Raw genomic sequence first — 17,700 nt, 5'->3', positions numbered from 1 at the left:
GCCAGATAGGCAACCGCAGGCAGGCCTGATTTTCCAGACAATTCAAATGCTTGGCCAGTCACCCCGATATTGGCACGCATGATGCATTGGTCAATGCGACCAAACGGGGAAGCCTGAATGTCCAAAGCCGCCGAGATCGACATCGTGTCCGTTTCGAAAGTCTATGGAACGACGACCGCCGTCGAGGATATCAGCCTGAAGATACCGGCGGGCACCTATTGCTGCCTGCTCGGCCCCTCCGGCTGCGGCAAGACCTCGACGCTGCGCATGATCGCCGGCCACGAAAGCATCTCGTCCGGCGATATCAGGCTCGGCAACGCCGTCGTTACCGACCTGCCGCCGGCCAAGCGCGGCACGGCGATGATGTTCCAGTCCTATGCGCTGTTTCCGCATCTCGACCTCATCGACAATGTCGCCTTCAGCTTGAAGATGAAGCGCGTCGACAAGGAAAAGCGCCGCGCCAAGGCGCTCGACATGCTGAAGCTGATGCAGATGGAGGCCTATGCGACGCGCCGCCCGGCGCAGCTTTCCGGCGGCCAGCAGCAGCGCGTCGCGCTCGCCCGCGCCCTGATCACCGATCCGGAAGCACTGCTGCTCGACGAGCCGCTTTCGGCGCTCGATCCGTTCCTGAAGATCCGCATGCGCGCCGAGCTGAAGAAATTGCAGACGTCGCTCGGCATCACCTTCGTGCACGTCACCCACAGCCAGGAGGAGGCGATGGCGCTTGCCGACCTGATCGTGGTGATGAATGACGGCCGTATCGAACAGGCGGCGCCGCCGCGCGACGTGTTCGAGCGGCCGGCCACGGCCTTCGTCGCGCGCTTCATGGGCGACCACAACGTCATCTCCGGCCGGGTCACCGGCAGCCGAGACGGCATGGTCGTCTTCGACGTCAATGGTGGCGGCACGCTCGCCGCCAGCGGCAAGCCGCAGCAGGCGGGCGCCTCGATCGACATCGCCATCCGCACCGACCATGTGCGCATCGGCGCGGCACCCGCGCCCGGGCTCGGCTTCACCGGCATCGTCGCCAACATCGAATATCGCGGCGCCACCGTGAAGCTCTCCGCCACCGGTGCCGGCATCGACGATTTCACCGTCATCATCGACGATTCCGAGTTCTTCGCCAGACCCGTCGCCATTGGCGACGCCGTACCGCTCGCCTGGGATGCCGAGGATGCGATCGTCCTCGGCCGCCTTCATTCATGACATCAACCAAGCAAAACAAGACAGGGGAATAGACATGACAGACACAATGCAACCCAAGACTGGCATCTCGCGCCGCTCGCTGCTCAAGACGGGTGCGGCCGCCGTCGGCCTCGCCGCCGGATCGGGCGTCATTACTGGCTTCCCGACCATCTGGGCGCAGTCCAACATCACCCTGCGGCAGTTCGGCACCGGCGTGTCGAACCTCAACGCCATTGCCGACAAGTGCAAGGCCGACCTCGGCATCACACTGGAGATGACGGCGACCGATTCCGACGCCGCCGCCCAGCGCGCCGTGACCCAGCCCGACAGCTACGACATCGCCGATATCGAATACTGGATCTGCAAGAAGGTGTTCCCCACCGGCGTGCTGCAGCCGATGGATGTCAGCAAGCTGAAATATTACGACGAGCTGGTGCCGCTGTTCAAAACCGGCAAGCTCACCCCCGACAGCGTGATCGCGCAGGGCACCGCACCGCACACGGTGGGCTATGTCGAGGCGCAGGACTCCAAGACCTTCGCCAAGGCGCCGACCAACTGGTTCACCATGGTGCCGACCATCTACAACGCCGACACGCTGGGCATCCGTCCTGACCTCGTCGGCCGCGACATCACCAGCTGGGCCGACATCATGGACCCGGCCTTCAAGGGCAAGACCGCCATCCTCAACATCCCGTCCATCGGCATCATGGATGCCGCCATGATCATGGAAGCCAGCGGCAACATCAAATATGCCGACAAGGGCAACATGACCAAGGACGAGATCGACAAGACGATCGACTTCCTGATCAAGGCCAAGCAGGGCGGCCAGTTCCGCGCCTTCTGGAAGTCCTTCGACGAGAGCGTCAACCTGATGGCGTCGGGCGAAGTCGTCATCCAGTCCATGTGGTCGCCGGCAGTGGCCGCCGTGCGCTCCAAGGGCATCGCCTGCCGCTTCCAGCCCCTCAAGGAAGGCTACCGCTCATGGGGCGGCGGTCTCGGCCTTGCCGCCCACCTCAAGGGCGCCGAACTCGACGCCGCCTATGAATACATCAACTGGTACACGTCGGGCTGGGTCGGCGGCTACCTCAACCGCCAGGGTTACTACTCGGCCAACATGGTCTCGGCCAAGAAGTTCATGACCGAGGACGAGTGGGGCTACTGGATCGAGGGCAAGCCGGCCAAGGGCGAGATCAAGGCGCCCGACGGCACCGTCATGGAAAAGGCCGGCGCAGTGCGCGATGGCGGCTCCTTCGAAGAGCGCATGGGCAAGGTCGCCTGCTGGAACTCGGTGATGGACGAGGACCGCTACATGGTGAAGCGCTGGAACGAGTTCATCGCGGCGTAAGGCTGCGCCTCTCCTCTTCCCCTTCTCCTGCTGGAGAAGGGGAAGGCAGCTCCGCCCGGACAGCACCCGCACCGAGAGCCTAGATGACAGTCGCCCTCGAACGTCCCACCATAGCCGCCAGTCCCATCAGGCGTCGCCGTCGCTTTTCGCTCGGCGCCGTCACGCCCTATCTGCAGTCGGCTCCGCTGGCGCTGATCCTCGGCGCGTTCCTGCTTTTGCCCATCATCATGATCGTCGTCGTGTCCTTCTGGGATTACGACTTCGCCGCCATGTATCCGGATTTCCTGACAACCAACTATTCCGACGTGCTGGGCTCCTGGGTCACCTGGAAGACCTATCTCAATACCATCAAATTCGCGGCCATCGTCTGGGCGCTGACCTTGTTCATCGGCTTCTGGGTCGCCTATTTCCTCGCCTTCCACATTCGCACCACCGCCATGCAGATGGTGCTGTTCCTGGTCTGCACCGTGCCGTTCCTGACCTCCAACATCATCCGCATGATCTCGTGGATCCCGGTGCTCGGCCGCAATGGGCTGATCAACTCGACGCTGGTGCATATGGGCCGGGTGCCAAAACCCATCGAATGGCTGCTCTATTCCGAATTCGCGGTCGTGCTCGCCATGGTGCACCTCTACACGCTGTTCATGGTGACGCCGATCTTCAATACGCTGATGCGCATCGACCGCTCACTGGTCGAGGCCGCCCGCGACGCAGGCGCCTCCGGCTGGCAGGTGCTCTGGAACGTCATCATTCCTCTGGCCAAGCCCGGCATGGCGATCGGCACCATCTTTGTCGTCACGCTGGTGATGGCCGATTTCTCCACCGTGCAGGTGATGTCGGGCGGCCAGAGCGCGTCCGTGGCGCTGATGATGAAGAACCAGATGTCGCTGCTGCAATATCCGGCCGCCGCTGCCAACGCCGTGGTGCTTTTGGTGCTGGTGCTCTTGATGGTCGCCGGCATCCTGCGCATCGTCGATATCCGCCGGGAGCTTTGACGTGAGCCACGAGAAACGCACCCTCGAATTTTATGTGCTGGCGGCCTTCTTCGCGCTGTTCGTGCTGTTCCTCTACGGCCCGCTGTCGGCGATCCTGATCCTGTCGTTCCAGGGCGAGACCGGGGGCCTCACCTTCCCGCTCAACGGCGTGTCGCTGCACTGGTTCGCCAATCTGTTCGAGCGCCAGTCGGTCGGCGATTTCGGCGGCAGCTTCAAGCGCTCGCTGGTGCTGGGGCTGATGGTGATGGTCGTCACCGTCATCGTGTCGCTGCTGGCGGGCCTTGCCTTCCGCCGCAAGTTTCGCGGTGCCACCGCCCTGTTCTATTTGGCGGTCGCCAGTCTCGTCGTGCCCTCCATCATCATCTCGCTGGGCATCGGCGTCGTCTTCCAGCAGGTCGGCTTGCGCCCAGCCTGGTATACCTCGGCCTTCGGCGCGCAGCTGACCTGGACCTTGCCGTTCGGCGTGCTCATCATGTTCGCCGTCTTCAACCGCTTCTCGCCGGCCTATGAGGAGGCCGCGCGCGATCTCGGCGCCACCTCCTGGCAGACCTTCGTCCATGTCGTGCTGCCGATGATCGCGCCGAGCCTGATCGGCGTCGGCCTGTTCGGCTTCACGCTCTCTTACGATGAGTTCGCCCGCACGCTGATGACATCGGGAACCTTCAACACGCTGCCGCTCGAGATCTATGGCATGACCACCAATGTCACGACGCCGGTGCTCTACGCGTTGGGCACGGTGACCACCGTGTTCTCCTTCCTGGTGATCCTGGCGACGCTGGGCGCCATCCTCTATGTCGGCCGCCGCCGGGCGAGAGCATGACCGTGCAGATCCTGGTAGTGAACCCCAACACGACGGCGAGCATGACCGAGACCATCGCGGCCGCCGCGCGCGGCGTCGCTGGCGTCCGGACTGAAGTCGTCGCCGTCACCTCGTCCACGGGGCCAGCCTCGATCGAAGGCTATTATGACGAGGCGATGGCCGTGCCGGGTCTTTTGATGGAGATCGCCGCCGGCGAACGCCGCGGCGTGCAGGCGGCGATCATCGCCTGTTTCGACGACACCGGCCTCGACGCCGCGCGGGCCATGGCCGCCATTCCCATCATCGGCATCTGCGAGGCGGCACTCAGCATGGCCTCCTTCATCGCCCAGCGCTTCACCGTCGTAACCACCACCGAACGGTCGCGCGTGCCGGTGGAGGGGCTGGTGCAACGCTACGGCATGGCCGGACGGGCGCGTGTGCGCGCCGCCGACATTTCGGTGCTGGCGCTCGAGGATCCGGCATCGGGAGCAGTTGGCAAGCTGCGCGACGAGATCGCCCGGGCCGTGGAGCAGGATCGTGCCGAGGCGATCGTGCTTGGCTGCGCCGGCATGGCGGACCTTGCGCACCAGTTGCAGGCGGATTTCGGACTGCCTGTCATCGACGGTGTCGGCGCCGCGATCAAGCAGGCCGAAGCGCTCATTGCGCTCGGCCTTTCGACATCGAAGCGCGGCGCCTATGCCAGCCCGCTGGCCAAGCCCTATCGCGGTATGCTGAAATCGTTCTCGCCCGGAGCTGTCGCCGCGGAGTGAGCACCATGAATCGAACCGTCCGCACGCTGTCGCTGGGGGAATTGACCGACCTCATCGACTGGGCGGCTGCGGAGGGCTGGAATCCCGGCCTGGAAGACGCGGCGATGTTCCAGGCGGCGGACCCGGAGGGTTTCATCGGTGCCTTTGTCAGGGATGAAATGGTCGCCGCGATCTCGGCGGTGGCCTATGGACAGGATTTCGGTTTCATCGGCCTTTACATCTGCCGCCCGGACATGCGCGGCAACGGCCACGGCAAGGCGGTGTGGACCGCGGGCATGGACAGGCTGGCCGGGCGCACCATCGGCCTCGATGGCGTCGAGGAGCAGCAGGCCAACTACCGCAGCAAGGGGTTCGAGCCGGTCTACGAGACCATCCGCTACAGCGGACGACCCGCGGCCCTGCCCGTCCGCGCCGAGCGGCCTAGCATGGCGAGTGCGCAACCGACGCCCGACATCATCGCCTATGATGCCCTTTGCTTTCCCGCGCCCCGGCGGTCCTTCCTGCAGCGATGGCTGCAACCGCCACATCATCATGCCGTAACGGCGATCACGTCGCGGGGAACGGCTGGCTATGCGGTGGCGCGAGCCTGCCGCAGCGGCTTCAAGATCGGCCCACTTTTCGCCGACGACGAGCAGACCGCGCTTGAATTGCTCGGGGAGCTGGCGGGCGCGTGCAAGGGTGGCGAATTGAACATCGACGTGCCGGCCACCCAGGTGGATTTCATCGCGGCGCTCGAGGCGTCCGGTTTCGCACCGACCTTCAGCACCACCCGCATGTACAAGGGCGCGCCGCCGAGGCTCGATGCCAAGAGGGTATTCGGCGTGACGACGCTGGAGCTGGGATAGGTGGGGCGCGCCGCTGAACGCGGTTTTTTCAGGCCGCGGAGCGCCGTCCCGGAGTGCCAGGCGGCTCGTGGCCAATCGGCGTCACCAGCGTCAGGTCGGGGTAACCGCTCTCGATCAGATTGACCGCGGCCTTGGTGACCTCGTCGTCCGGTTCGAGCATGGACAGGAAGACCTCTGTGGCATCGGCCCCGAGACGGCTGATGCCTTGCGCGTCGGCCGGCCCGCATTCGACCACCACCAGATCATAGGCGGTGGTCAGTGACTGCATGATGATCGGCAGCCGGTCGGCGGCGCGCATGGCGCGGACCGGATCGGCGGTGCCGACGGGAATGACGTGGCAGTCCGAATAGAGATCGGCATGGATGACGTCGCTGAACTGCGCCTGCGAGGCGAGCAGATCGGTGATCCCCGGGAAGAGCCCGCTGTCCAGCATCGGCCGCGAAGCGGCACCAGACGCGGTGAGGTCGAGCAGCAGGACGCGGAGGCCGGCGTCGGACACTTCGCGCGCCACCAGGATCGCCGACGCGGCTGCCTCGTCGCCTTCGGGCGAAACGAATATGGCGCGGGCGGCTCCGCTGGCGATCAGCTTTTCCGCGGCCTTCTCGATGTCGATTTCACCCAGCACCGAGCGCGGCCGCTGGACTTCTACAACCGGCTCCGGCTCGGCGACCGATTCGACTTCGGCGACAGGTTCTGCCTTGACGGCAGGCTCGGGCTCGGCAAAGGGCCGCGGTTGCGCCACCATCTCCGGGTCCGCAGCCGCCTCGGACCATTGCGCCTCGGCGCCAGGATTGGCGAACCCGCCGGCGACAGCCGGCTCCAGGCGGGCAGATGGCTCAGGGGCGTCCGGCTGCTGGCGCGCCGTTGCTGGCATAGCCACTTCGTCGATCGGCGCAAAACGGGTGCCTGGAGCCGGGCGCATGGCGCGGCCCGAGAAGAGTTCGCGCAACAGCGTGAATATGGCCGCCAGCAGAAGCGAGGCCGCCGCAGCTGCCCCAACGATCGGCCCAATTTTGGGGAAGTATGGCTCGGAGGGCACCGAAGCCGGTGAGGCGATGCGGGCGTCGACCGGCACATAATTGCGGTCCTGACGCGAAGCTGCCTCGCGGTAATTGGTCAGATAGAGCTCGAGCTGCTGGCGCTTGGCGGCGGCGTCGCGCTGCAGCGCGTCGAGATCGACCTGCTGTTCGCCGGCCTGCGCCGAAGCCGCCTTCAGTTGGTTGACGTCGGAGACGAGCTGGCTTTCGCGCGCCTTGGCGGCGTCGGCCTGCATCACCAGGCCCTTCATGATCTTCTGGGCTTCGCTGCGGATCTGCGCGTCGAGATCGGCGAGCTGTGACTTTGCGGCGCGAACGCGCGGGTGGTTGTCGAGCATCGTCGTCGACAGATCGGCGATGGTGGCGCGCAGCTCGGCCTGACGCTCCCGCAAACGCTGGATCAGGTCGGACGACAGCACTTCCGGCAGCGAATCCAGCGAGCCGCCATTCTGCAGCGCCTTGCGCACGCTGTCGGCGGTGCCTTCGGCCGCGGCGCGGTTGGCCCGCACCCGCGACAATTCGGTCGACAGTTCGGCCAGCTGCTGGGTTGCCAGGGTGGCATTGTTGCCGCCCATCAGCAGGTCGGACTGCGCGCGGTAGGCTGCGACCTTGGCCTCGGCATCCCTGACCTGCTTCGACAGGTCGGCGATCTCGGGCGCCAGAAAATCAGCCGCGGCAGTGTTCGATTCACTCTTGGCCGCGCCCTGCCCCGCAATATAGGCAGCGGCAATGGCATCTGGGATGGCGGCGGCGAGCTTGGGATCCTCCGAGGAGAACTCGATGGCGATGATGCGGGTTTTTTCAACGCCGAAGACGTTGAGCTTCTCGCGCATCTTCTTCAACACGCGTTCGTCGGCCGGAACATCCATCGGGTCGTTCTTCAGCCCAAGCAGGATCAGCACGCGGCTGACCGCCGACATGTTGATCGTTTCGTCGAACTCACGCAGCCGCGCCAGACCGAGTTTCTGCGCCACCTGCTTGAGGATTTCGTTGGACGAAATGATCTGGACCTGGGTGGCGACGCCTTGTTCGTCGAGGATCGGCTTGTCGCCATCATTGTTGCTGCCGGCCGGACGGGTGTAGACGGATTCGCGCGGGGCGATTTCCACCTGCGTCTGGGCCTTGTAATGCTTGGTCGCGAACGAAGCGAACGCAAACGCCAGACCGGTCACCACCAGAACGAAGAGCAATATGCGCAGCCAGTTCCTCGCCAGGCTGGCGAAGAGCTGCCTGAGGTCAACGTCGACATCTGCGGCCGCGGACTGAACGGACATGCATCCCTACTCCGAAACTGGGTCGGGATGCACCGTAAACAACTATGGTAACTCAGCCGTTAAGATCGCGGTAATACTCCATTAGGAATACTGGCCGCGCCCCAAGAAAAACGATAAAAATGGCAAAACCCCTGCTTCGTGCAGCGCTATCGGCCGGCTCCTTTACCGGCCATTAACCCTAACAGGATGATAACGGACCCGATCCCAGATGTTTGCTGCGATGCCGCAGCGGCCAGTCGAAGGTACGTATCCGGTCATGAAAAGCACTGCTTCTCTCTTTCACGCTCTGCTTGCCGTATCGATGCTTGCCGGCTGCTCCAGCTACCGCCCGACGCCGGCTGCCTTCCACGAGGTCCTCGACCAGCCTTACCGTCTCGGCGCCGGCGACCGTGTCCGCGTCACCGTGTTCGAGCAGGATGGCCTGACCAACACCTACAGCGTCGACCAGTCCGGCTACCTCTCCTTCCCGCTCGTCGGCGCCATTCCGGCGCGTGGCCACACCGCGCAGCAGATGGAAAAGGAGATCGCCGACAAATTGCGGCAAGGCTATCTGCGCGACCCCGACGTCTCGGTCGAGATCGATCGCTACCGGCCGATCTTCGTCATGGGCGAAGTGGGTGCCGCCGGTCAGTATTCCTATGTGCCCGGCTTGACCGTGCAGAAGGCCATCGCCATTGCCGGCGGTTTCTCGCCACGCGCCAACCAGGAAAGCGTCGACATCACCCGCGACATCAACGGCAAGGTGATGACCGGCCGCGTGGTGACATCCGATCCGCTGCTGCCTGGAGATACCGTCTACGTCCGCGAACGCCTGTTCTGACAGACACCACGTGGCGGACAAGCTCAGGATCGTCCACTGCTTTCGTTCACCGGTCGGAGGAATTTTCCGCCATGTGCGCGACCTGACCGAAGCGCAGGTCGCCGCCGGCCATGTGGTCGGCATCGTCTGCGATTCGACCACGGGCGGCGAATTCGAGGAGCGCCTGTTCGAGCAGATGAAGGACATGCTGGCCCTCGGCATCCATCGCACGCCAATGCAGCGCCATGTCGGCCCGGGGGATCTCGCCTCGGCCCGGCGCACCTACAGGATCATCAAGGAATTGCGGCCGGACGTGTTGCATGGACACGGCGCCAAGGGTGGCGCCTATGCCCGTCTCTTCGGCTCATTGTTGCGGGTATCAAGGTCTCGCGTAGCCCGCCTTTATTCGCCGCATGGCGGCTCTCTCCACTATGACGAAACGACAGCCACGGGGAAGCTGTTCTTCGCGCTGGAGCGCTCCATGGCGCACTTCACCGATTGCCTGCTGTTCGTCTCGGACTACGAGCGGCGAACCTATCGCAGGAAGGTGGGCGAGCCGCCGATCCCTAACACGCTGGTCTACAACGGACTGCGCGCCACCGAATTCGAGCCGGTACTCATCGGGCCCGATGCGGCGGATCTACTCTATATCGGCATGATGCGCGACCTGAAGGGGCCCGACATCTTCATCGACGCCCTGGCCGCCGCCGGCCCGCGGCTTGGCCGCGCGCTGAGCGCGGTGATGGTCGGCGACGGCGACGACCTGCCGCGCTACCACGCGCAGGTAAAGCGCCTGGGACTTCAAGGCCATGTCCGCTTCCTGTCGCCAATGCCGGCCAGGGAAGCCTTCGGACTTGCCGAACTCGTCGTCGTTCCATCCCGCGCGGAAGCCATGCCCTATATCGTGCTGGAAACACTTGCCGCGGCAAGACCGATGATCGCCACCTCCGTCGGCGGCATACCGGAGATCTTCGGTTCCGGCTCCCCTGCCCTGATCCGCCCCGATCCGGCCGAACTGGCCGGCAAGATGAGCGAGGCGCTGGCCGACCTTGCCGCCTATGGCGCCCTGATGCCCGATGGCCCCGGCCTCAGGGCGCGCTTTGGCGCCGACGTAATGGCCGCCGAAATCGAGAAGGCCTATTTCGCCGCGCTCGGCAGGTAACGCCTGACCCTTTCCAAAGCCACGCGTTGTTTCAAGGGTTTCTTAGCTCTCTTTTGCTATTCACCCTGGGGAAGCTTGCGGACTGTTCCATGAATGAGATCGATCCCGCGCACCGCTTTTCACCCGAAGCGGTGCGTAAATTTGACGGCTCGACCGATGGCGATGCGCCCGGCGGCATGAACGACGTGGCCCGGCAGGTCGCGTCGCAATACCGGCGCGATACGATGTCGCCGATCATGGTCAGCGGCGTCCTGCGCATGGTTGAATTCGGGGTGCTGTTCCTCTCGGGGCTCTGCGTCTATTTCTACTTTGTCGGGTTCTTCAACTATCTCGCCTGGCAATATCCGGTGACGATCGCCGCCGCGTCGTTCCTCGCCGTGGTGCTGCTCGACGTCACCGACTGCTACCAGGTGGTTTCGCTGATGCGGCCGATCGCCAATTTCGGCCGCATCCTGCTGGTCTGGGCCGGCGCCTTCGCGCTGATGGCGTTGACAGCGTTCGTCATGAAGATGTCGGAAGATTATTCGCGGCTTTTGTTCGGCACCTGGTTCGTCGTCGGTTTCGTCCTCCTGTTCGGCCTCAGGCTGGTCATGTCGAGACTGATCCGGCGCTGGGCACGCGATGGCCGCATGGAGCGGCGCGCCGTCATCGTCGGCGGCGGCAAGGCGGCGGAAATCCTGATCCGCTCTGTCGAAAAGCAGCCTTACAACGATATCCGCATCTGCGGCATCTTCGATGACCGCTCCGACAAGCGCTCGCCGCCGATCGTTGCCGGCTATCCCAAGCTCGGCACAATTTCGGAATTGATCGAGTTCGCCCGCATCGCCCGCATCGACATGCTGATCGTGTCGCTGCCGCTGACCGCCGAAACGCGCGTGCTGCAACTGTTGAAGAAGCTGTGGGTGCTGCCGGTCGACATCCGGCTTTCGGCGCATTCCAACGCGCTGCAGTTCCGTCCGCGCGCCTATTCCTTCATCGGTTCGGTGCCGATGCTCGACATTTTCGACAAGCCGATCAACGATTGGGATTCGGTCGCCAAGCGCACCTTCGACATCGTTTTCTCGCTGATCGGAATCATCGTCTTCTCGCCGGTGATGCTGGCGACCGCGATCGCCATCAAGCTCGACAGCAAGGGACCGGTGCTGTTCAAGCAAAAGCGCCACGGCTTCAACAATGAGATCATCGAGGTCTACAAGTTCCGCTCGATGTACACGGACCGGTCGGATCCGACCGCCAAGCAGACCGTGACCAAGAACGATCCGCGCGTCACCCGTGTCGGCCGCTTCATCCGCAAGACCTCGATCGACGAACTGCCGCAGTTCGTCAATTCGCTGCTGGGCTCGCTGTCGCTGATCGGCCCGCGCCCGCATGCGATCGCCGCGCAGTCGCACAACCTTCTCTACAACGAGGTGGTCGACGGCTATTTCGCTCGCCACAAGGTCAAGCCCGGCGTCACCGGTTGGGCGCAGATCAACGGCTGGCGCGGCGAGATGGACACCAATGAGAAGATCCGCATGCGGACGGAGTACGACCTCTACTATATCGAGAACTGGTCGCTGCTGTTCGATCTCAGAATCCTGTTCCTGACGCCGATCCGGCTGCTCAACACGGAAAACGCCTATTGAGCGCGATTTCCCATGAACTGCCGCAGGCCGCGGTCAACGCCAAGCTGACCGCCCTGATTTCCTCCAGTGCGGTGGTGGTCGGCATCCTTCTGTCCGGCTTCGTCATCAGCGAGCCGGCGCCTTACGAAATCTACATGGCCGGGCTGATCGCCATCTGGGCGCTCTTCGGCCTGCGGATTTCTCGCGCGGCCATGCCGCTGCTGGTGCTGCTGGTGACGATGAACATCGGCGGGATGATCTCGATGACGCAGATGGCGGACCTCGCCTTCACGCCGCTCTATCTCTCCGTGTCATTGTTTCTCGCCTTCAGCGCGGTGTTCTTCGCGTCGGTGACAGCCACGCAACCAGGCCTCTACCGGCTGATCTTCAATGCCTATGTCGTCTCGGCGGTGGCGACCTCGCTGCTCGGCATAGCCGGCTATTTCCATGCCTTCCCCGGCGCGGAGATGTTCACCAAATACGACCGCGCCGCCGGCGCCTTCCAGGACCCGAACGTCTTCGGGCCGTTCCTGGTGCTGCCCGGCATCTATCTGCTCTATCTGATCCTGACAGGTTCGGTCGCGCGCATGCCGCTGCTGGCGGTGCCGCTGCTGATCATCGCATTGGGCATCTTCTTCTCCTTCTCGCGCGGCGCGTGGGGCATGTTCGCCGTGTCGGCGGTACTGCTCACCGGCTGCCTGTTCCTGCAGAGCGCCAGCGGCAAATTCCGGCTGCGCGTGGTGATCATGACCATCGCCGCGCTGTCAATGCTGACGATCACCATCATCGTCATCCTGCAATTGCCCGGCGTGGCGGAGATGTTCTCCAGCCGCGCGCATCTCGAACAGAGCTATGACACCGCGCGCCTCGGCCGCTTCGCCCGCTACGCAATCGGCTTCCAGATGGCGATGGAGCGTCCGTTCGGCATCGGGCCGCTGGTCTTCGGCAAGATGTTCGGCGAGGACACGCACGACATCTGGCTGAAAATGCTGATGGACTATGGCTGGCTTGGCTTCGTGTCGTTCCTGACGCTCGTCGTCTGGACCATGGTGGCCGGGTTCCGCATCCTCCTGCGCGACCGGCCGTGGCAGCCCTATCTGTTGTGCGCCTATGTCGCCTTCATCGGCAATATCGGACTCGGCACCTTCATCGACATCGACCACTGGCGCCACATGTATCTGTTGCTCGGGCTGGTGTGGGGCGCCATCGCCCTGGAGTACCGCCATCAGCGGCTGTCGCGGCCGGCATTTCCAGGTGCGCCGGCGATCGCATCCACGCAGGCGCGATAAACGCCGAATTTCGGTTGACCCGGGCAGGGTTATCACGATACATCGCGCTCGGTCCGGAGTGTAGCGCAGCCCGGTAGCGCACTTGACTGGGGGTCAAGGGGTCGTCGGTTCGAATCCGGCCACTCCGACCATTTTAAGACAAGGACTTGCCCCCAAAAGTCCACCTTCATTTTCCATCTCTAGGGTAACGCAGGGAGTACCACTCTCCCTTTCGGTGACGTCCAGCGAGCCGGCGGCGCATCGTTCGCGTCTGCCCGTCGGTCGGCACTTCTTATCCCGTTTGGATTCGGCACCGGTGCCTCTCGGACGTCTCGCGGTGGTGGATCGACATGTTCAAGCTCCGAGGGCGCTTGATTGTCGCGATGAGGGATTGGTGTCTTCTTCGGGTCGGGCTCCTTCGGAGGAGGATCTTTGATTTTGTTCCGCATATCCAGTTTCCTCCAACCCCTGCCGGCCTCAGGATTAGCCGCGGCGCTGCAACAGGGAAAACCGAATCGTCAGCCTCTTGTTCCGTTGTGCCCGTTAAAAACCCGCCACCGTGAGGCAGCGGGTGCTGGCGCGGAATGAGGCTGCGGAAATGACGCCGAAATTCGTCAGCGCACCTTGCGCTTGAGACACTACATCTTTCGGCGGGTAGTGAGCGGACGCTTCGGGTCAGCCAGCACAGCGCCCTCGAGCCCGACTGGTCAGCCCCAGCGGCCACCGCTGCTAGTATGTGCGCCCTTGTCGGTCATTGCCCGCCACCTTCCGACAGGGTGCCGGCGGACCGATCGCAAAGCTTCACCAATATCGCGTCGTACGCTCGGCCAGAGCCGGGCGGAGCTTTACCCAGAGCCGCCTGGGCTCAGGGAGCAGGTGCGCCTTCGTGGATAGATTTCCGGACCTCGGAGCGGAACTCAGGGGTATCGTGTTCCCCATGAACAGACACAGCGTGTTGTACCGCAGCCTCGATCAGTTCGTCCTCCCGATCTGCGGAGATTGCAACGGTGCATTTCATTTCGCTCGGGAATTCTCGGCAGTCAATGTATTTGCGTGCCATAGGTTCCTCCTCGAAATCTCGCTGTTTTCGGCGACCAAACAGCATACTCCTGCCCGCTGACGCAAACAATCTACGTCTATCGGGGGTAGTCTCTCAGTTTGAAATTATTGCGGACAAGGGCGCCGGTTCAATCGAGCTTCTGTATGCGCCCCTTTTCGAGGCGGAACACCCCGCTGTTCCCGCCTTGGCGCTCGAAATCGCTCTGAAGTTCATCCCATGTGCCAAGATACTGGCTGCAATCGGCGCAGCTGATCGGCGTTGAAGGTTGAGCGTCTGTTGGAATCTGCAGACGGATGATGCCGCAATAGGGGCACTCCAATAGATGGTCCAGATACTCGCCGGCCATGATCACTTTCAGCACCCCGCCCGGAACTATCGGGCGAGCAAGCCGCGAACGCAAGGGCTGCAGTACAAAACTACAAGCCGGCGCTCCCTGCCTTCTTCAAGGCGCGGGCGTGGAAAAGAAGCGAAGAACAGTTAGGCCCCAGCAGTCGCACCAGGTCTAGCGCCTGCTCCTCTGATATCCCGGTTTCGATCACCAGGGCTTTTGCGACCTGAGCTTGCCTGATTGAATTGGGATTGGTTTCCGCCACGTCTTGCGCTCCCTGGTGAGGCGGGAGCGCAATGCGGTCTCTCAGCCGGGCGCGCCTTTTGCTAGTTGCACCCGATGTCACCCAAACTAGCGTAGAGATTCGATTAGGCAACTCTATCGGGCGAGGTCGTCAGATTTTCGGCCATGCGGAGCATCGCTCGATCGCTATTGGCAGACATCAATCCATTCGGCGCCGGTAAGGTCGACCATGCGCTGCGGTGCAATCCGTACCGCGGCATTGGTGGCGCCCGCGGCGGGCACCACCTCTTGGAATTCCCGCAGCGAGACGTCGCAATAGATCGGCAGCGGTGCCGGCAGGCCGAACGGGCAGACGCCGCCGACAGGATGGCTCGTGGCGGCAACCACTTCGTCCGCGTCCAGCATGCGCGGCTTGCCGCCGAACTGGTCCTTGAACTTGCGATTGTCCAACCTGGCGATGCCGCTGGTCACCACCAGCATGGTGCGCTCGCCGACGCGTAGGCAGATCGTCTTGGCGATCTGCGCCGGCAGGACGCCGTGCGCCTCCGCCGCCAGCGTCACCGTCGCCGAGCTTGTTTGCGTGACGATGACCTCGATGTCAGGCGCATGAGCGGCGAAGAAGGCACGAACGGAGTCCAGGCTCATAGCGAAAAAACCACAGTTCACCTCGATACACGGCAGACGCGATCGGCGCGGATTTGGATGCCGCAGGAATAAACACGCGCGACCTGTAAATCGGCAAGCCCGGCCTGCTGGAGAACGCCGTGGCATCAACAAGAAACCCGCCAGGCGGGCCTTGGCGGGTTCTTTTTTGCATGGCTGGGCCAGGCCTATGCCAGGGGTCGGCCTTGCGGGGCCGGTTTCGGCGCGGCGGCAACGATGAGGGCGTCCTGAGGCAGGCGAAGCGCGGACGCAATACGACGCAGCTTCGACGGATCGGCCGCCCGGCCGTTCTCGATGTCCTCGATCTCGCCGACCGATAGGCCGCAAGTCAGGGAAAGCTCTTCCACACTGTATCCGCGGGTTTCCCGCATGGCTCTGAGGGTGGTGTAATTCGGCCCGATCTCACCGGCTAACGGTTCGGAGAGGGCATGGCTTTTTGCATTGTTGGGCATTGGCAACTCCGCTGGCTGAAAGAGTTTGATCAAAAATGGAGCGTTGCCTGAGACGAGCAGGAACATGCCCGCTCGCCAGCGATTTGCCAAGAGCCAAACAGGCCGTCACGCTATCGTGAACCGGACCCGCGAGGCGGCGCACGCACATCGCGCCATCAAGTTCTTTTGAACGGCCCGGTACCTTTTTGCCCGGAGGTTTAGGCCCACCTGTTCGTTGTTCTGATGCGCCGGCGTGAAAACCATCCGGTTCCAGCCGGCCCGTTCCCAGAAGGATCTCCGTTATGAACTTCAAGACTTCCCTCCTCGTGCTCGGCACGATTTCCAGCCTTTTCACCGCCGGAGCGGCGACCGCCGAGGCGGCTGACACGCTACGCGTGCGCGGCACGGTGGTCAGTGTCGAGCCGTCGCTGCTGACCGTCAAAACCCGTCAGGGCGACACCTCCGCGATCAAGCTCAATACCGGGTGGAAGATTTCCGGCGTCGCCAGCGCCTCGCAAAGGGACATCAAGCAGGGCGATTTCCTCGGCATCGCCTCCGTCTCGAAGGCGGATGGCGGCAGCGGCGCGCTGGAGGTGGTGATTTTCCCAGCCGCCCTGAAGGGGACTGGCGAAGGCGACCGTCCCTGGGATCTGCAGCCGAACAGCCGCATGACCAACGGCACAGTGGCCGACGTAACCGACATCAGCGGGCGCGCCGTGACGCTGACCTACGACAACGGGCAGACCAAGAAGATTTCGATCCCCGACGGCACGCCCGTCGTGACCTTCGCCCCGGCCACGCCGGCCGATCTCAAGCCGGGCGCGACGGTCTTCGCCACCGCCCAGCGCGAGGCTGACGGGACGCTGAGTTCCAGCCGCGTCGTGGTGGGAAACAATGGCGTGATCCCGCCGATGTAGCCACAATCAGCGGCAAGAGCCGGCTTTTCGGCCCTCACAATAAAGTGTCGGGAAGCCGGTTCCCCAGAAACACGCCGGAAACACAATTCTACAATCGGGAAATACTGACGAAAAAAAACTGGAGCGTAATTCCATTCGCGGCGATCGGGCCATCGACCCGATTTTAAGATCTGCCGGCGAAAGAAGGAAACGATCCATGAAGAAGTCCCTCCTCTCGGCCCTCGGGCTTGCAGTTGCACTCGCTTTCACGGCGCCGGTCATCGGTGCGACGAGCGCCGATGCGGCCCCGATGGCAAAGCATCATCGTCATCATCGCGTCCATCATCACCATGTTCGTCATCACCGCGTTCACCACTACGTTCATCACCGCCACCACATGAAGAAGGCCTACTAAATCCTACTAAATACAGACTGCCAACGAGACGACCGGCCTTGGTTTCTTGTTCAAGGCTGGTCTTCTCCTGGTCATGCGATGCCAGGCTGGACACCAGGCCTTCGCGAACAGGGCCGGGCATCCCGATGATGGCAAGGCCCGATATCTCCTGGATGGACAGCACCGCTCTGCCTGTCGCGCGATGGCAGCTCACGCTTCGCCAACACTTGTCTTATGACCGAGAGCGCCCTTAGCGCCGGCTGAATAGCAGGCTGGCGACCAGACCAAGCACCACAAGCCCAACCGCGGCGGCCGCTGCCGGATGGTCACGAGCCGATTTCTCGACCACCCTGCCCTGTTTGCGGATTGCCGGCATCGCATCGCGCAGGCGTCCCGCGAGATCCGAATATGTGTCGAGCGCGGCATCGCGGCCATCTTCATAGTAGGCGCCACCCCGCTTTGACACCGCCTTGCGCAACGCCACGAGTTCTCTCGAAAGGGCCGCGACCTGCTTTTCGAGGTCGATGTCCGAAAGGGTCGAAAAAGATGCCATCATGCGTTTCCTTGTCTTGCCATGCGACGTCGTCTTGCTGAACGACGTC

19 protein-coding genes and 1 tRNA gene are annotated in these 17,700 nt (G+C 63.2%); 13 read left to right on the top strand and 7 right to left on the bottom strand.

What is annotated here, in order from left to right; genetic code table 11:
* The first annotated feature begins 117 nt into the window (after positions 1–117).
* The 6 genes from FJV83_RS05995 (at position 118) to FJV83_RS05970 (ending at position 5,939) form a co-directional block, all read left to right on the top strand.
* Positions 118–1,206, top strand: a complete 1,089-nt coding sequence (locus FJV83_RS05995; RefSeq protein WP_142884745.1) for an ABC transporter ATP-binding protein — start codon at positions 118–120, stop codon at positions 1,204–1,206.
* Between the two features lie 34 nt (positions 1,207–1,240).
* A complete protein-coding gene (locus tag FJV83_RS05990) occupies positions 1,241–2,530 on the top strand; it encodes a PotD/PotF family extracellular solute-binding protein (RefSeq protein ID WP_095770419.1) in 1,290 nt (429 codons plus the stop codon).
* Positions 2,531–2,613: 83 nt separating this feature from the next.
* Complete coding sequence (locus FJV83_RS05985) at positions 2,614–3,525, top strand: ABC transporter permease (RefSeq protein ID WP_142884746.1); 912 nt, start codon at positions 2,614–2,616, stop codon at positions 3,523–3,525.
* 1 nt (position 3,526) lies between these two features.
* Complete coding sequence (locus tag FJV83_RS05980; RefSeq protein WP_095770420.1) at positions 3,527–4,345, top strand: ABC transporter permease; 819 nt, start codon at positions 3,527–3,529, stop codon at positions 4,343–4,345.
* Positions 4,342–5,094, top strand: coding sequence for an aspartate/glutamate racemase family protein (locus FJV83_RS05975; RefSeq protein WP_142884747.1), 753 nt, complete (start codon positions 4,342–4,344; stop codon positions 5,092–5,094). Before FJV83_RS05980 ends, FJV83_RS05975 begins: the two co-directional genes overlap by 4 nt.
* A gap of 5 nt (positions 5,095–5,099) precedes the next feature.
* Positions 5,100–5,939 (top strand): GNAT family N-acetyltransferase, encoded by an 840-nt coding sequence (locus tag FJV83_RS05970; protein ID WP_142884748.1) that lies wholly within the window; start codon positions 5,100–5,102, stop codon positions 5,937–5,939.
* A gap of 28 nt (positions 5,940–5,967) precedes the next feature.
* Here FJV83_RS05970 and FJV83_RS05965 read toward each other — a convergent pair whose 3' ends face one another.
* Positions 5,968–8,250, bottom strand: a complete 2,283-nt coding sequence (locus tag FJV83_RS05965) for an exopolysaccharide transport family protein (protein WP_142884749.1) — start codon at positions 8,248–8,250, stop codon at positions 5,968–5,970.
* Between the two features lie 256 nt (positions 8,251–8,506).
* Between FJV83_RS05965 and FJV83_RS05960 the strand changes: the two genes are divergently transcribed.
* From FJV83_RS05960 to FJV83_RS05940, 5 genes are all read left to right on the top strand, one after another.
* Entirely contained in the window at positions 8,507–9,070 is a 564-nt protein-coding gene (locus tag FJV83_RS05960; protein WP_027046744.1) for a polysaccharide biosynthesis/export family protein, read from the top strand.
* Between the two features lie 10 nt (positions 9,071–9,080).
* The gene (locus FJV83_RS05955) at positions 9,081–10,211 is read left to right on the top strand and encodes a glycosyltransferase family 4 protein (RefSeq protein ID WP_142876137.1); all 1,131 of its coding nucleotides are present in this window, start codon (positions 9,081–9,083) and stop codon (positions 10,209–10,211) included.
* 89 nt (positions 10,212–10,300) lie between these two features.
* A complete protein-coding gene (locus FJV83_RS05950) occupies positions 10,301–11,836 on the top strand; it encodes an undecaprenyl-phosphate glucose phosphotransferase (protein ID WP_095770424.1) in 1,536 nt (511 codons plus the stop codon).
* Positions 11,833–13,104, top strand: coding sequence for an O-antigen ligase family protein (locus FJV83_RS05945; RefSeq protein ID WP_095770425.1), 1,272 nt, complete (start codon positions 11,833–11,835; stop codon positions 13,102–13,104). Before FJV83_RS05950 ends, FJV83_RS05945 begins: the two co-directional genes overlap by 4 nt.
* A gap of 54 nt (positions 13,105–13,158) precedes the next feature.
* Positions 13,159–13,235, top strand: a tRNA-Pro gene (locus FJV83_RS05940).
* Between the two features lie 713 nt (positions 13,236–13,948).
* Here FJV83_RS05940 and FJV83_RS05935 read toward each other — a convergent pair.
* From FJV83_RS05935 to FJV83_RS05920, 5 genes are all read right to left on the bottom strand, one after another.
* Positions 13,949–14,143 carry a DUF1059 domain-containing protein gene (locus tag FJV83_RS05935; RefSeq protein WP_080643723.1) on the bottom strand — a complete coding sequence of 65 codons (195 nt, stop codon included), beginning with the start codon at positions 14,141–14,143 and terminating at the stop codon, positions 13,949–13,951.
* Between the two features lie 127 nt (positions 14,144–14,270).
* Positions 14,271–14,489 carry a hypothetical protein gene (locus FJV83_RS05930; protein WP_095770895.1) on the bottom strand — a complete coding sequence of 73 codons (219 nt, stop codon included), beginning with the start codon at positions 14,487–14,489 and terminating at the stop codon, positions 14,271–14,273.
* Between the two features lie 70 nt (positions 14,490–14,559).
* Entirely contained in the window at positions 14,560–14,736 is a 177-nt protein-coding gene (locus tag FJV83_RS36345; RefSeq protein WP_179295889.1) for a hypothetical protein, read from the bottom strand.
* A gap of 164 nt (positions 14,737–14,900) precedes the next feature.
* On the bottom strand, positions 14,901–15,359 hold the full coding sequence (locus tag FJV83_RS05925) for a YbaK/EbsC family protein (protein ID WP_095770426.1): 459 nt from the start codon (positions 15,357–15,359) through the stop codon (positions 14,901–14,903).
* Between the two features lie 185 nt (positions 15,360–15,544).
* Positions 15,545–15,829 carry a helix-turn-helix transcriptional regulator gene (locus FJV83_RS05920; protein WP_095770896.1) on the bottom strand — a complete coding sequence of 95 codons (285 nt, stop codon included), beginning with the start codon at positions 15,827–15,829 and terminating at the stop codon, positions 15,545–15,547.
* A 281-nt stretch (positions 15,830–16,110) separates the two neighbouring features.
* On the opposite strand from FJV83_RS05920, the gene FJV83_RS05915 reads away from it, so the two are divergent.
* Together FJV83_RS05915 and FJV83_RS05910 are read left to right on the top strand one after the other, a co-directional pair.
* Positions 16,111–16,725 (top strand): hypothetical protein, encoded by a 615-nt coding sequence (locus FJV83_RS05915; RefSeq protein ID WP_142884750.1) that lies wholly within the window; start codon positions 16,111–16,113, stop codon positions 16,723–16,725.
* A 196-nt stretch (positions 16,726–16,921) separates the two neighbouring features.
* Positions 16,922–17,119 carry a hypothetical protein gene (locus FJV83_RS05910; RefSeq protein ID WP_140888648.1) on the top strand — a complete coding sequence of 66 codons (198 nt, stop codon included), beginning with the start codon at positions 16,922–16,924 and terminating at the stop codon, positions 17,117–17,119.
* Between the two features lie 229 nt (positions 17,120–17,348).
* Here the strand turns inward: FJV83_RS05910 and FJV83_RS05905 are convergent, their stop codons facing one another.
* Positions 17,349–17,651 (bottom strand): hypothetical protein, encoded by a 303-nt coding sequence (locus FJV83_RS05905; RefSeq protein ID WP_095770897.1) that lies wholly within the window; start codon positions 17,649–17,651, stop codon positions 17,349–17,351.
* Between the last annotated feature and the right edge of the window lie 49 nt (positions 17,652–17,700).

It is taken from the genome of Mesorhizobium sp. WSM4307 (assembly GCF_007003945.1).
Taxonomy (GTDB): Bacteria; Pseudomonadota; Alphaproteobacteria; order Rhizobiales; family Rhizobiaceae; genus Mesorhizobium.
The sequence above is the reverse complement of the archived record's forward strand: the minus strand, read 5'-3'. Positions and strand labels throughout refer to the sequence as shown.